Consider the following 13,924-nt stretch of genomic DNA (forward strand, 5'->3'; position numbering starts at 1 on the left):
TGGCTCAGCCCTTCATCAGATTGACGTCTTCAACCGCGATCGAACCGCGGTTGCGGAAATAGACCACCAGCACGGCGAGACCGATCGCTGCTTCCGCAGCGGCCACGGTCAGCACAAGCAGCGCGAACACCTGCCCGACGATGTCGCCGAGGAAGGTCGAGAACGCCACCATGTTGATGTTGACGGCGAGCAGGATCAGCTCGATCGACATCAGGATGACGATGATGTTCTTGCGGTTCAGGAAGATGCCGAGAATGCCCAGCGTGAACAGGATCGCTGCGACCGCCAGATAGTGTCCGAGACCGATCGTCATTTGACCCAGCTCCCCGCGTCGGCGTCCTGCAGGCCCTGCCCGGTCGCGACCTTGCGCACTTCCATCGCCAGTTCCGGATTGCGCGCGTTCTGAACATTGATGTCCTGGCGCCGGACTTTGACCTTGTGACGCAGCGTCAGCACGATCGCGCCGATCATCGCCACCAGCAGCACCATACCGGCCAACTGGAAGTAATGGATGTACTTCGTATAGAGCACGAGGCCGAGCGCCTCGGTATTGCTCACATTCGTCGGGATGGCCGCCGTGATCGACTTGGTGACGTTCGGGTTCATCACCCAGCCACCTGCGACCAGCAGCAATTCGGCAAGGAAGATCGCGCCGATCACGAGACCAAACGGCAGATACTGGATGAAGCCTTCGCGCAGCTGCGTGAAGTCGACGTCGAGCATCATGATGACGAACAGGAACAGTACCGCGACGGCGCCGACATAGACGACGATCAGCAGCATCGCCAGGAATTCCGCGCCCATCAGCACGAACAGGCCCGAGGCGTTGACGAAGGCCAGGATCAGGAACAGCACGGAATGCACGGGATTGCGCGAGGCAATCACCATGACCGCGGAAGCCACGCAGATGCTGGCGAACAGATAGAAGAACAGTGCGGGAAGGATCATCTGGTCACCTTACCGGTACGGCGCGTCGAGTTCGATTGACTTCGCAATCTCGCGCTCCCAGCGGTCGCCGTTGGCGAGCAATTTCGCCTTGTCATAATAGAGTTCCTCACGCGTCTCGGTGGCGAACTCAAAGTTCGGTCCCTCGACGATCGCATCCACCGGACAGGCCTCCTGGCACAGTCCGCAATAGATGCATTTCACCATGTCGATGTCGTAGCGCACGGTACGGCGCGTCCCATCGTTGCGGCGCGGGCCGGCTTCGATGGTGATGGCCTGTGCCGGACACACCGCTTCGCAGAGCTTGCAGGCGATGCAGCGCTCTTCACCGTTCGGATAGCGGCGCAGCGCATGCTCACCGCGGAAACGCGGCGAGATCGGCCCCTTCTCGAACGGATAATTCAGCGTCGGCTTCGGCTTGAAGAAATACCGCATGGCGAGGACGAACGCCGAAACGAACTCCGCCAGCAGAAGCGAATGAGCTGTTGCCCTGATATTCATAGTGACCTCATTTCGGAGCAAGGCCCCCGAATTGCAGCACGGCAGCGACGATGATGACGTACGCCAACGACAGCGGCAGAAACACCTTCCAGCCCAGACGCATCAGCTGGTCGTAGCGGTAGCGCGGCACGATCGCCTTCGCCATCGCAATCAGGAAGAACATGAACATCACCTTGATGGCGAACCAGATGATGCCTGGCACCCAGGTGAATGGCGCGAACGGGATCGGCGACAGCCAGCCACCAAGGAACAGGATCGTTGCCAGCGCACACATGGTGACGATGGCAACATACTCGCCGAGCATGAACAGCAGATACGGGGTGGAGCCGTATTCGGTCATGAAGCCCGCGACCAGTTCCGATTCCGCTTCGACGAGGTCGAAGGGCGGACGGTTGGTTTCAGCCAGCGCCGAGACGTAGAAGATCACGAACATCGGGAACAGCGGGATCCAGTACCAGCCGAGAATGCCCCACTTCGAATCCTGCGCGGCGACGATGGCCGTCAGGTTCAACGAACCGACGCAGAGCAAGACGGTGATGATGACGAAGCCGATCGAGACTTCGTAGGACACCATCTGCGCGGCGGCGCGCAGCGCCGACAGGAACGGATATTTCGAGTTCGACGACCAGCCGGCCATGATGATGCCGTAGACCGACAGCGACGAGATCGCGAAAATATAGAGCACACCGACATTGATGTCGGAGATCACCCAGCCGAGATCCATCGGGATCACCGCCCAGGCCGCCAGCGCGAGCACGCAGGACACCAGCGGCGCCAGCAGGAACACGCCCTTGTTGGAGCTGGAAGGAACAACCGGCTCCTTCAATACGAATTTCAGCAAGTCCGCGAAGGATTGCAGCAGGCCGAATGGCCCGACCACGTTGGGGCCACGGCGGATCTGTACCGCTGCCCAGATCTTGCGGTCAGCCAGCAGGATGTAGGCAATCGCAATCAAGAGCACCACGAGCACAAGGAGGCTCTGCGCGACCATGATGATCAGCGGCCACAGGGTGCTTGTCCAGAATTCAGCCATCGGTTTACTCCGCCGCCGTCAGCATCTGGCCGGAAGCCAGGCGGGAGCATTCCGCCATGATGGCTGACGCACGCGCGATCGGGTTGGTCAGGTAGAAGTCCTCAACGGAGGCCTTGAACGGTGTCTTGTCGACGGTGCCGCCCTTGCCCGCAAGGGTCTTGATCGCACCGGCGTCGCCGGCCTCGATCTGATCGATGCGCATCAGGTGCGGTGCAGCCTTGAAGATCGCCTGCCGCAGCGCAGCCAGCGAGTCGTAAGGCAGCTTGTGGCCGAGCACGTCGGACAGCGCGCGGATCACCGCCCAGTCCTCGCGGGCATCGCCCGGCGGGAAGCCGGCGCGCTCCGCCATCTGCACGCGGCCTTCGGTGTTGACGAAGATGCCGGACTTCTCGGTATAGGCCGCACCCGGCAGGATCACGTCGGCGCGATGCGCGCCGCGATCACCATGGGTGCCGATATAGACGACGAAGGTGCCGTCGGCGACTTTCACGTCGTCGGCGCCGAGCGAGAACAGCACGTCGAGCGAACCGGCCGACGTCATCTGCGCGAGGCTCAGGCTGCCTGCCGTCGGCGCGAAGCCGATATCGAGCGCGCCGACCGTCGAGGCCGCCGTCTGCAGCACCGCAAAGCCGTTCCAGCCGTCCTTGATGACGCCGAAGTCCGAAGCGAGCTTGGCAGCCGCCGCCAGTACCGCAGCGCCATCGGCACGTGCGGCTACACCGGCGCCAACCAGCACGATCGGATGCTTGGCGTTCTTCAGCACATCGGCGAAGGCGTTCTTGCCGGCGGCGAGTTCGGCCAGCGAGTCCGTGCCGGCGCCGAGATAGTCGTAGCGATAGGTCAGATCGGCCTTCTCGCCGATCACGCCGACCTTCAACGCACCGGTGCGCCACGCCTTGCGAATGCGCGCGTTGAGAACGGCGGCTTCCTTGCGCGGGTTGGCGCCCACGATCAGCAGCGCATCGGCCTGCTCGATGCCGGCGATGGTCGGGTTGAAGATGTAGGACGCACGGCCAGTGGCCGTATCGAACGCGCCCGCGCTCTGGGTCGCCAGATTGGCAGAACCCATGCTTGCGAGCAGTTGCTTCAGCGCGAACATCTCCTCGACGGCGGCGAGATCGCCGGCGATGGCGCCAATCTTCTTGCTGCCGGCAACCTTCGCAGCGATGGCACTGAACGCTTCAGCCCAGGTCGCAGCGCGCAGCTTGCCGTTGTCGCGGATATACGGGCGATCGAGGCGCTGCGTACGCAGGCCATCGACGATGTGGCGCGTCTTGTCGGAGATCCATTCCTCGTTCACGGCCTCGTTGACGCGCGGCAGAATGCGCATCACTTCGCGGCCACGGGTATCGACGCGGATCGCCGAACCGACGGCGTCCATGACGTCGATGGACTGGGTCTTGCCGAGCTCCCACGGACGCGCGGCGAAAGCGTAAGGCTTCGAGGTCAGCGCACCGACCGGGCAGATATCGACGAGGTTGCCCTGCAGCTCCGAGGTCAGCGCCGTTTCGAGGAACGAGGTGATTTCCATGTCCTCGCCGCGACCGGTCGCGCCCATTTCCGGCACGCCGCAGATTTCGGCGGCGAAACGAACGCAGCGCGTGCACTGGATGCAGCGGTTCATCGAGGTCTTGACCAGCGCGCCGAGATACTTGTCCTCGACGGCGCGCTTGTTTTCGGCAAAGCGCGACGTGTCGACACCGTAACCCATCGCCTGGTCCTGAAGATCGCACTCGCCGCCCTGATCGCAGATCGGGCAATCCAGCGGGTGGTTGATCAGCAGAAATTCCATCACGCCTTCGCGTGCCTTCTTGACCATCGGCGAACGGGTCGAGATTTCCGGCGGTTCTCCCTTGGGACCAGGCCGGCAATCGCGCACGCCCCAGGCGCAGCTCGCGACCGGCTTCGGTCCGCCCTTCACCTCGACGAGGCACATGCGGCAGTTGCCGGCGATCGACAGGCGCTCATGGTAGCAGAAGCGCGGAATTTCGGCGCCGGCGGCTTCACACGCCTGCAGCAGCGTGTATTCCGCGGGGACCTCGATCTCTTTGCCGTCGATGATCAGTTTCGTCATAGCCATGCGCCCTACTCCGCCGCGACCAGATGCGCGGGATCGAGGATGCCCTGATCGTCGAGCGTCGCCTTGCGGCTGAACTCTTCGATGCGGCGTTCGATCTCCGGGCGGAAGGCGCGGATCAGGCCCTGCACCGGCCACGCGGCGGCATCGCCGAGTGCGCAGATGGTGTGGCCTTCAACCTGCTTGGTGACTTCGAGCAGCATGTCGATCTCGCGCTTGTGGGCGCGGCCTTCGACCATGCGGCTCAGCACGCGCCACATCCAGCCGGTGCCTTCGCGGCACGGCGTGCACTGGCCGCAGCTCTCATGCTTGAAGAAGTAGCTGATGCGGGCAATCGCCGCGACCACGTCGGTGGACTTGTCCATGACGATGACGCCTGCGGTGCCGAATGACGACTTCACCGCGCGGGTGCCGTCGAAATCCATGATGAGTTCTTCGCAATCCGCAGCCGGGATCAACGGGCACGATGCGCCGCCCGGGATGATCGCGAGCAGATTGTCCCAACCGCCACGAATGCCGCCGCCGTGTTTCTCGATCAGTTCACGGAACGGAATGCTCATGGCGTCTTCAACGACGCAGGGCGTGTTGACGTGGCCGGAGATGCCGTAAAGCTTGGTGCCGACATTGTTCGGACGGCCGATCGAGGCGAACCATGCCGCGCCGCGGCGCAGAATGTCCGGCGCGACTGCGATCGACTCGACGTTGTTCACCGTGGTCGGGCAGCCGTAGAGACCGACATTGGCCGGGAACGGCGGCTTCAGGCGCGGCTGGCCCTTCTTGCCTTCGAGGCTTTCGAGCAGCGCCGTCTCTTCGCCGCAGATATAGGCGCCAGCACCGTGCGCGACATAGAGGTCGAACGGGAAGCCGTGAATGTTGTTCTTGCCGATCAGATTGGCCTCATAGGCCTGATCGATCGCCGCCTGCAGATGCTCGCGCTCCCGAATGAATTCGCCGCGCACATAGATGTAACCGACATGGGCGCCCATGGCGCAGCCGGCGATCAGGCAGCCTTCGACCAGCGTATGCGGATCGTGCCGCATGATCTCGCGGTCCTTGCAGGTGCCGGGCTCGGACTCGTCGGCATTGACCACGAGATAGCTCGGGCGGCCGTCAGCATTGTCCTTGGGCATGAAGGACCACTTCATGCCGGTCGGGAAACCTGCACCGCCGCGGCCGCGCAGACCCGACGCCTTCATCTCGTTGACGATCCAGTCGCGGCCCTTGTCGATGATGGCCTTGGTGCCATCCCAGCCGCCGCGGCGGCGTGCGCCGGCGAGACCCCAGTCGTCGAGGCCGTAGAGATTGCGGAAGATGCGGTCGTTGTCGTCGAGCATGGCTTCCTCGATCAGCGATTGGATTGCTTGTAGGCGAGCATCGCGGCGCAACCGCCGAACACAACGGCCCACAACAGACTGGATTCAAGCGTGGCGTTCAAAAAGAAACGCTGCAGCGAGAAAATGAACGCAGCTGCAACCATCGTATGCAGTGCGATGTAGAGCCACTTGTTCATTGCCGCGTCCCCCGACTGCGTTGCAAATTTCATCGACAGCGCGCGCGTCATTTCTTCGGCTCCTTGGGAGCACCACCCTTCGGCGGATTAGCCTTGGTCGCGTCGGCCGCCGGCGGCTTCGGCGCCGGGCGCTCCTGCACATTGGCCGACTCGGTCTGCTTCTTCGGCTCGGCATCGGCGAGCGCGGGTTCCTTCGGCATATCCAGAACCTTCGTGTATGTGGCGGCGCCGCCGCTCGTCATCACGCGCGCGCCGCCTTCGGGCGCAGCAAACTGACGGCCGATCTGCGAACCCGGCTTCGGCGGCGTGCCGGCAGCGAAACCGTCGATCAGCTTGTTCATGCTCTCTTTGGTGAGATCTTCGTAGGTGTCGCTCCAAATCATCGCCATCGGGGCGTTGACGCAGGCGCCGAGGCACTCGACCTCTTCCCAGCTGAAATCGCCATCTGCAGACAGATGGAACGGATCGTGATGGATGCGGTGCTGACAGACGTCGATCAGATCGCCGGCGCCGCGCAGCATGCAAGGCGTGGTGCCGCAGACCTGAATGTGAGCCTTCTTGCCGACCGGCTGCAGTTGGAACTGGGTGTAGAAGGTCGCGACCTCGAGCACGCGGATATAGGGCATCTCCAGCATGTCGGCGACGACGCGGATCGCTGCTTCCGATACCCAGCCGGCCTGCTGCTCCTGTGCGCGCCACAGGATCGCGATCACGGCCGATGCCTGACGGCCGGGCGGATAATGCGTGATCTGCTCTTTCGCCCACGCCAGATTCTCGGGCGTGAATTCAAACGAAGCGGGCTGAACTTCTTTCGGAGCCAAACGGCGGACGGACATGTCTAGTCTCTCAATGAGTGCGGCGCGCCGCGCTCGCATTCAGGCTGTTGATGCGGTCGAGCCAGAACGCACTCGATGTGCCAAACACGTTGTAGCCAACATGTGTGGACACCTTGATGCGATCGAGGATCGACAACTCGGTCACGGTTTCGAAACGGTTGGTGGCGGGATCATGCACGATCAGCTTGAGCGGCGTTTGATCCAGGATAAAGCGTGAGACGGTGTGATGCGGGTCATTGCCGTGCTCTTCGCACATGATGACCGAGTCGCCCTGCAGCAATCGCGCGCCGCCCTTGATAGCCTCGATCTCGACGCCTTCGACGTCGAGCTTGATCAGATATTTGCCCGACATCGACACCTTGCCGTCGTCGAGCAGATTGTCGAGCGAGATCACCGGCACTTCCTCGCCGCCAGCATTGGGATCGCCGGCGATGCTGAAAGCTTCGTGCTTGGTGCCCGACAGATGCGCTGTGCCACGCTGCGAGCCGATCGCGCATTTGATGACGTCGAACCGGTCACCATTGATCCTGGCGTTATTGGCGAGCTTGGCGAAATTGTCGAACGAGGGCTCGATGGCGATCGCCTTGTGCGAGCCGAACGGCGCGCTCGACACCAGCACCGACCAGTATCCGTAATTCGCGCCGCAATCGAGCAGCGTGTAATCGACATCGATCGAGTTCCGGAACAACACCTCAAGCTCGTCCTCATAGGAGAACGTGCGGTTGAGCAACTTGCTCCAGTAGCCATCGCCGAACGGGAACGCGAACAGCGCATCCGCATTCAGCTTCACCACGAGATCGCGCGCCGGCAGCACAGTCCTGCGCATCAGATTGGCGCACATGTTGTAGCCGCGATGCGAGAACGACGACGAGATCTTCGAGCCAACCACCAGCGCACAGGCCATCGCACGTTCCCAGAGATTCACGCTCTGGAGAACGCCGGACGCCCGGTCAAACTGGATGGGAGGTGCCAGCGTCACCGATCGACCTCACCAAACACGATGTCGAGCGAACCGAGAATAGCCGAGACGTCGGCGAGCAGATGGCCGCGACACATGAAGTCCATGGCCTGCAGATGCGCAAAGCCCGGCGCGCGAATCTTGCACTTGTAGGGCTTATTGGTGCCGTCGGAGACCAGATAGACGCCGAACTCGCCCTTCGGCGCTTCGACGGCGGCATAGACTTCGCCTTCCGGCACGCGAAAACCTTCGGTGTAGAGTTTGAAGTGATGGATCAGCGATTCCATCGAACGCTTCATCTCGCCGCGACGCGGCGGGAAAATCTTGTTGTCTTCGACAGCAACGGCGCCCTGCCCGTCCGGCGCGCGCATCTTGGCGATGCACTGCTTCATGATCTTGGTCGACTGCCGCATCTCTTCGACGCGAATACAGTAGCGATCGTAGCAGTCGCCGTTCTTGCCGATCGGAACGTCGAAATCCATTTCGGCGTAGCATTCATAAGGCTGCGACTTGCGCAGATCCCAGGCAGCGCCCGAGCCACGCACCATCACGCCGGAGAAGCCCCACTTCCAGGCGTCTTCCAGCGAGACCACGCCAATATCGACGTTGCGCTGCTTGAAGATGCGGTTGCCGGTGAGCAGCGTTTCGAGATCGTCGAGCACCTGCGGGAAGGCATCACACCAGGCGTCGATATCGTTGATCAACTTGGGCGGCAGATCCTGATGCACGCCGCCGATACGGAAGAACGCGGCATGCATGCGCGAGCCCGAGGCACGCTCATAGAACACCATCAGTTTTTCGCGCTCTTCGAAGCCCCACAGCGGCGGGGTCAGCGCGCCGACGTCCATCGCCTGCGTGGTGATGTTGAGAAGATGCGACAGGATACGGCCGATTTCGGAATATAGCACACGGATCAACTGGCCGCGGCGCGGCACGGTGATGCCCAGCAGCTTTTCGGCGGCCAGACAGAATGCGTGTTCCTGGTTCATCGGCGCGACGTAATCGAGCCGGTCGAAATACGGGATCGCCTGCAGATAGGTCTTCTGCTCGATCAGCTTCTCGGTGCCGCGGTGAAGCAGGCCGATATGCGGATCGACGCGCTCGACGACTTCACCGTCGAGCTCCAGCACCAGGCGCAGCACGCCGTGGGCCGCCGGATGCTGCGGTCCGAAGTTGATCGTGAAATTGCGAACGTTGGGTTGTTCGGTCATGGCTTGACCTCTGCCTTCTCGTCACCGGGCAGCACGGGATAATCCGCGCCTTCCCAGGGCGAGAGGAAATCGAATTTGCGGAATTCCTGATTGAGCCGGACCGGCTCGTACACCACCCGCTTCTCCTGGTCGTCGTAACGGACCTCGACGAAGCCGGTGAGCGGGAAGTCCTTGCGCAGCGGATGGCCGTCGAAACCGTAATCGGTCAGCAGACGGCGCATGTCAGGATGACCGACAAAGATCACGCCATAGAGGTCGTAGGCTTCGCGCTCGAACCAGTCGGCGCCGGGAAACACCGAAATGATCGACGGCACCTGAGTTGTTTCGGATGCGAGCGCCTTCACGCGGATGCGCGTATTCAGCGTCGGCGACATCAGGTGATAGACGACGTCGAAGCGCTTCTCGCGGCCGGGGTAATCGACCGCCGTCGCATCGGTGAAGTTGACGAAGCGGCAGCGCGGATCGTCACGCAAGAACTGCGCGACCTCGACGATCTTCGATGTTTCCACCGCGATCGTCAGCTGGCCGAACGCCACCTCATGCGCGAGCGCGGCACCCGGCAGGGCGCCGACAATCGTCTGACCCAGTGTGTCGAGCCTCACATCGTCCATGACAAAGCCTTAAGCGTTCGCGAGTCTTAGCGTTCAATCGTGCCGGTGCGGCGGATCTTCTTCTGCAGCAGCAGCACGCCATAGAGCAGCGCTTCTGCGGTGGGCGGGCAGCCCGGCACATAGATATCGATCGGCACGATACGGTCGCAGCCACGGACCACCGAATACGAATAGTGGTAGTAGCCGCCGCCATTGGCGCAGGAGCCCATCGAGATGACGTAACGTGGCTCCGGCATCTGGTCATAAACCTTGCGCAGCGCCGGGGCCATCTTGTTGGTCAGCGTGCCGGCGACGATCATCACGTCGGACTGACGCGGCGACGCGCGCGGCGCGAAGCCGAAGCGCTCGACGTCGTAACGCGGCATCGACACCTGCATCATCTCAACCGCGCAGCAGGCGAGACCGAAGGTCATCCACATCAGCGAGCCGGTGCGCGCCCAGGTGATCAGATCGTCGGTCGCAGCAACGAAGAAGCCCTTGTCGGACAGCTCGGCATTGACCTCGAGGAAATACGGGTCGTTCGCGCCGACCGGCTTGCCGGTGGACGGATCGATAATGCCTTTTGGCGCCTGCGCGATGGCGGGAGCCGAGGCTATGACTGGGCTCAATCCCATTCGAGCGCGCCTTTCTTCCATTCGTAGGCGAAACCGATGGTGAGCACGCCGAGAAACACGATCATCGACCAGAAGCCGGTTGCGCCAAGCTTGCCGAAGGCCACTGCCCACGGAAACAGAAAGGCGACTTCCAGATCGAAGATGATGAAGAGAATCGCCACCAGATAGAACCGCACATCGAACTTCATGCGCGCATCGTCAAAAGCGTTGAATCCGCATTCATAGGCGGACAGCTTTTCCGGATCTGGCTGCTGGTAGGCGACGAGAAATGGCGCGATCAGCAAGGCCAGACCGATGACGGATGCGATGCCGATAAAGACCACAAGGGGGAGATAATTCTGCAAGATGCCGTTCATCGGCGAGCCTTACTCCTGCGGCCCTGACTTTGCCACAGATTCGAACATTGGAATGGTTCTGAGGCTTAGCGCAGCGCAACAAGCCATGCAAGACAAGGGATGTTGACAGTTTCATGCTCTGCCATGCGCGACGCGACGATTGAAACGCAACCTTGCCGATGCATCACCGGCTGCGACAAACCTCCCGCAAATTCTCAAAAATCCGGCATGACTTCTCAACGGCCGGGACCGTCAAACCTCGCCTGTCGGCGGGTCGGACTTGGCGCTCCTTCCCGGCAGCATCAAGCCCTCCAGCTCCGCGCGCTTACGCACCAGCAGCAACTCCGCGGCGGCGTTGTCCATGCCCGCCTGTCGCAACAGGCGGATCGCCGCACCGAGCTCGGCGATCTGCGCCCGCAATGTGATGATCCTGAGCTGCGGCGGCTCGCTCACGCCGGACATGCCAGCGTCTCACGTTCCGCAATGAGCGCCAGCAGGTCGGCCTGCATCCGCCGCAGGCGCATGGAGGCATTGGCACAGTCCAGCCCGGCATTGGTCAGCAGCCGGATATCCGACTGCACCCCCTTCATCTGGTAGCGCAGCCGGGCGATTCTGAAATTCAGGTTGGCGAGCTTGGTCATTTGCGATATAGAACAAAAAGAGAACAAATTGACAAGCCATTGTTTCGACCCAGATCGGATTTTTGGAGGTTCCCATGACGCTTGCTTTAAAGACCCTGGCTTTGAAGACCCCGGCTTTGAACACCCGCGGTGAGATCGTCGTCCCCGCGATTGCTGCATCGGTATCGTCGTATGAGAGCCTGCCCGATCGCCTCTCCGGGCCGATGACCCGCGGCCAGGCGCTGACGCTGAAATCGCTGGCGATCGAGGCCTATCAGCCCAAACAATTCGAAAAGGACCTGACGCGCGCTGAAGCCGCGCGGCGAATCGAGGCGCTCAAGCAGGAAATCGCGCTCGCAGATTCGTTCTGAGCGCTGGCACGTCAAATGCCGCGCGAGACGTCTACAACTCTATAGTTCTCTTGAGGAAACTTGTGGGGACGACCGCGGATGGACCTGAATCCCGCCATTCCCGATGGAATGGCGCGAGAGACGGGACTCGAACCCGCGACCTCTGCCGTGACAGGGCAGCGCTCTAACCAACTGAGCTACTCCCGCGTGGATCGTCTGCAATCCCGCAGTGGGGCTGGACATAAAGGGACGTCCTTTTGAAGTCAAGGACGTTGCAGAACCATTCCGGAGGACATCACAAGAAGGCGTCGTTGCAGGCTTTGCGAGAAGGCCGTTTTAAGGCCGAAAATGCAAATAAGCCCCTGTTTGCAGGCAAAACAGCGGGGCGGCATCGCTCCGAATCGTTTAAGCCCTGCTGCGTCACAGGTTTAAGACAGACCACCAACGAGAAGGGCCAGATTCATGGCAAAAGCTGCAACCACCACCGCCGCGAAAGCGGCCACTCCTCCCACCATCACGCTGAAGCATCTCGCCGCGGCCCTGGCTGAAGATCACGAGCTGTCGAAGAAGAAGGCCGAAGAAATCCTCGGTGACATGGTGGAGCGCATCACCAACCACCTCAAGAATGGCGAACGTATCCGCATCGTCGGCCTTGGCATCCTTCAGGTCCGCAAGCGCGCCGCCCGCATGGGTCGCAACCCGGCGACCGGCGAGCAGATCGAGATCGCAGCCAGCAAGAAGGTCGCGTTCCGGCCGGCCAAGGAACTCAAGGAAGCTGTCTGATCGACCGCTTGAACTGATCTCATTCCGGGCCGCGTCCTCGTGACGGCCCGGAATGAAACTTCTAAGCTGTGAGGACTTCTGCAATCAGATGGTGACCTTTGACAGCAACTCCCCCCTTCGATTTCGCCCATGACGTGACTGCGTGCTTCCTGCGCTATGTAGTGATCGACACTCAGTCCGACCCTACCTCCCCCACCTGCCCATCGACCGAAAAGCAGAAGGATCTCGGCCGCGTGCTCGCGCAGGAGCTGCGGGACCTGGGGCTCAGGGACGCGCATCTCGACGAGCATGGCTATGTCTATGCGACGATCCCCGCGACATCGGACAAGAAGGTGCCGGTGATATGTTTCTGCTCGCATATGGACACCTCGCCCGACTGCAGCGGCAAGGATGTCAAACCGCAGATCGTCAAGAACTATCGGGGCGGCGATATCGTGCTGCCGGTGGATACAACGCAGGTCATCCGCGTCGCCGACAATCCGGCGCTGAAGGACCAGATCGGCCACGACATCATCACCACCGATGGCACCACGTTGCTGGGCGCCGACAACAAGGCTGGCCTTGCCGAGATCATGGACGCGGCACGTTTCCTGGTTGCCAATCCACAGATCAGGCACGGCACCATCAAGATCCTGTTCACGCCCGATGAAGAGATCGGCCGCGGCGTCGACAAGGTCGACCTGACAAAGCTGGGCGCCGACTTCGCCTACACCATGGATGGCGAGACCGCCGGCTATGTCGAAGACGAGACTTTCTCGGCCGACGGTGCCGTCATTACCATCGAAGGCGTCAGCGCGCATCCCGGCTTTGCCAAGGGTAAGATGGAGCACGCCATCAAGATCGCCGCCGCGATCGTCGAGCGACTGCCGAAAGACACCTGTTCGCCTGAGACCACCGATGGCAAGCAAGGCTTTCTGCATCCGATCGGCATTTCCGGCGCGCTTGAAAAAGCGACGCTCAGTCTGATCGTGCGCGACTTCACGGATGACGGCCTTGCGGAGAAGGAAGTGCTGCTGCAATCCATCGTCGACGACGTGATGACGGCCTATCCGCATTCCACGGCAACGCTCGAGATCAAGCAGCAATACCGCAACATGAAGCAGGTGATCGACCGCTATCCGCAGATGGTCGAATACGCCGTGGAAGCGATCCAGCGCGCCGGGCTCAAACCCGTCCGCAGCAGCATCCGCGGCGGCACCGACGGATCGCGGCTGTCCTTCATGGGTCTGCCCTGCCCCAACATCTTCGCCGGCGAACACGCCTTCCATGGCCGTACCGAATGGGTCAGCGTCCAGGACATGGAAAAAGCCGTGCAGACCATCGTGCATCTGGCGATGATTTGGGAAGAAAGGGCGTAGTGGTAACAAAGAACCATTCGCTGCACAAAGCAGCGATGGACGGCCGTTCCGGCAGTCACGGAACGGTGTATAGTTGTGGTGTCAATCGAATGGCGAATTGCGCGCCGTGACGGCGACGATATCCTCCCCAGTACATTTATAAATTATAACAAGAATTATTTCCCAAAAACATAGCTCCATTT

18 protein-coding genes and 1 tRNA gene are annotated in these 13,924 nt (G+C 61.4%); 3 read left to right on the top strand and 16 right to left on the bottom strand.

Annotation, left to right across the window (positions count from 1 at the left end; genetic code table 11):
* Positions 1-4: 4 nt before the first annotated feature.
* From nuoK to AB8A38_RS06600, 15 genes are all read right to left on the bottom strand, one after another.
* A complete protein-coding gene (nuoK, locus tag AB8A38_RS06530) occupies positions 5-313 on the bottom strand; it encodes an NADH-quinone oxidoreductase subunit NuoK (RefSeq protein WP_068730883.1) in 309 nt (102 codons plus the stop codon).
* A complete protein-coding gene (locus AB8A38_RS06535; protein WP_068730884.1) occupies positions 310-948 on the bottom strand; it encodes an NADH-quinone oxidoreductase subunit J in 639 nt (212 codons plus the stop codon). The genes nuoK and AB8A38_RS06535 overlap by 4 nt, the downstream gene beginning before the upstream one ends.
* Positions 949-957: 9 nt before the next feature.
* Positions 958-1,446: an NADH-quinone oxidoreductase subunit NuoI gene (gene nuoI / locus AB8A38_RS06540; protein WP_089264557.1), complete on the bottom strand. Its 489-nt coding sequence runs from the start codon at positions 1,444-1,446 to the stop codon at positions 958-960.
* A gap of 7 nt (positions 1,447-1,453) precedes the next feature.
* Positions 1,454-2,479 (bottom strand): NADH-quinone oxidoreductase subunit NuoH, encoded by a 1,026-nt coding sequence (gene nuoH / locus AB8A38_RS06545; RefSeq protein ID WP_089264558.1) that lies wholly within the window; start codon positions 2,477-2,479, stop codon positions 1,454-1,456.
* Between the two features lie 4 nt (positions 2,480-2,483).
* Complete coding sequence (gene nuoG / locus AB8A38_RS06550; protein WP_309946206.1) at positions 2,484-4,553, bottom strand: NADH-quinone oxidoreductase subunit NuoG; 2,070 nt, start codon at positions 4,551-4,553, stop codon at positions 2,484-2,486.
* An 11-nt stretch (positions 4,554-4,564) separates the two neighbouring features.
* Positions 4,565-5,890, bottom strand: a complete 1,326-nt coding sequence (nuoF, locus tag AB8A38_RS06555; RefSeq protein ID WP_068730888.1) for an NADH-quinone oxidoreductase subunit NuoF — start codon at positions 5,888-5,890, stop codon at positions 4,565-4,567.
* 11 nt (positions 5,891-5,901) lie between these two features.
* On the bottom strand, positions 5,902-6,117 hold the full coding sequence (locus tag AB8A38_RS06560; RefSeq protein ID WP_439063761.1) for a hypothetical protein: 216 nt from the start codon (positions 6,115-6,117) through the stop codon (positions 5,902-5,904).
* Entirely contained in the window at positions 6,114-6,902 is a 789-nt protein-coding gene (gene nuoE / locus AB8A38_RS06565) for an NADH-quinone oxidoreductase subunit NuoE (protein WP_439085438.1), read from the bottom strand. Before nuoE ends, AB8A38_RS06560 begins: the two co-directional genes overlap by 4 nt.
* Before the next feature lie 10 nt (positions 6,903-6,912).
* Positions 6,913-7,881 (bottom strand): FkbM family methyltransferase, encoded by a 969-nt coding sequence (locus tag AB8A38_RS06570; protein WP_439085439.1) that lies wholly within the window; start codon positions 7,879-7,881, stop codon positions 6,913-6,915.
* Positions 7,878-9,071, bottom strand: coding sequence for an NADH-quinone oxidoreductase subunit D (locus tag AB8A38_RS06575; RefSeq protein WP_439085440.1), 1,194 nt, complete (start codon positions 9,069-9,071; stop codon positions 7,878-7,880). The genes AB8A38_RS06570 and AB8A38_RS06575 overlap by 4 nt, the downstream gene beginning before the upstream one ends.
* Positions 9,068-9,682, bottom strand: coding sequence for an NADH-quinone oxidoreductase subunit C (locus AB8A38_RS06580; RefSeq protein WP_068730892.1), 615 nt, complete (start codon positions 9,680-9,682; stop codon positions 9,068-9,070). The genes AB8A38_RS06575 and AB8A38_RS06580 overlap by 4 nt, the downstream gene beginning before the upstream one ends.
* A gap of 26 nt (positions 9,683-9,708) precedes the next feature.
* On the bottom strand, positions 9,709-10,296 hold the full coding sequence (locus AB8A38_RS06585) for a NuoB/complex I 20 kDa subunit family protein (RefSeq protein WP_089264564.1): 588 nt from the start codon (positions 10,294-10,296) through the stop codon (positions 9,709-9,711).
* The gene (locus tag AB8A38_RS06590; RefSeq protein ID WP_092142237.1) at positions 10,287-10,652 is read right to left on the bottom strand and encodes an NADH-quinone oxidoreductase subunit A; all 366 of its coding nucleotides are present in this window, start codon (positions 10,650-10,652) and stop codon (positions 10,287-10,289) included. Before AB8A38_RS06590 ends, AB8A38_RS06585 begins: the two co-directional genes overlap by 10 nt.
* A 231-nt stretch (positions 10,653-10,883) precedes the next feature.
* On the bottom strand, positions 10,884-11,093 hold the full coding sequence (locus AB8A38_RS06595; protein WP_309944108.1) for a hypothetical protein: 210 nt from the start codon (positions 11,091-11,093) through the stop codon (positions 10,884-10,886).
* A complete protein-coding gene (locus AB8A38_RS06600) occupies positions 11,081-11,272 on the bottom strand; it encodes a hypothetical protein (protein ID WP_439085441.1) in 192 nt (63 codons plus the stop codon). Before AB8A38_RS06600 ends, AB8A38_RS06595 begins: the two co-directional genes overlap by 13 nt.
* A 74-nt stretch (positions 11,273-11,346) precedes the next feature.
* Here AB8A38_RS06600 and AB8A38_RS06605 point away from each other — a divergent pair, with 74 nt between their 5' ends.
* On the top strand, positions 11,347-11,622 hold the full coding sequence (locus tag AB8A38_RS06605; protein WP_439085442.1) for a DUF3072 domain-containing protein: 276 nt from the start codon (positions 11,347-11,349) through the stop codon (positions 11,620-11,622).
* A 109-nt stretch (positions 11,623-11,731) separates the two neighbouring features.
* On the opposite strand, the gene AB8A38_RS06610 is transcribed toward AB8A38_RS06605, so the two are convergent.
* Positions 11,732-11,808, bottom strand: a tRNA-Asp gene (locus tag AB8A38_RS06610).
* Between the two features lie 255 nt (positions 11,809-12,063).
* On the opposite strand from AB8A38_RS06610, the gene AB8A38_RS06615 reads away from it, so the two are divergent.
* Together AB8A38_RS06615 and pepT are read left to right on the top strand one after the other, a co-directional pair.
* Entirely contained in the window at positions 12,064-12,384 is a 321-nt protein-coding gene (locus AB8A38_RS06615) for an HU family DNA-binding protein (protein WP_068730898.1), read from the top strand.
* A gap of 98 nt (positions 12,385-12,482) precedes the next feature.
* Positions 12,483-13,742: a peptidase T gene (gene pepT / locus AB8A38_RS06620; protein ID WP_439085443.1), complete on the top strand. Its 1,260-nt coding sequence runs from the start codon at positions 12,483-12,485 to the stop codon at positions 13,740-13,742.
* The last annotated feature ends 182 nt before the right edge of the window (positions 13,743-13,924 follow it).

It is taken from the genome of Tardiphaga sp. 839_C3_N1_4 (genome assembly GCF_051811045.1).
Taxonomy (GTDB): Bacteria; Pseudomonadota; Alphaproteobacteria; order Rhizobiales; family Xanthobacteraceae; genus Tardiphaga.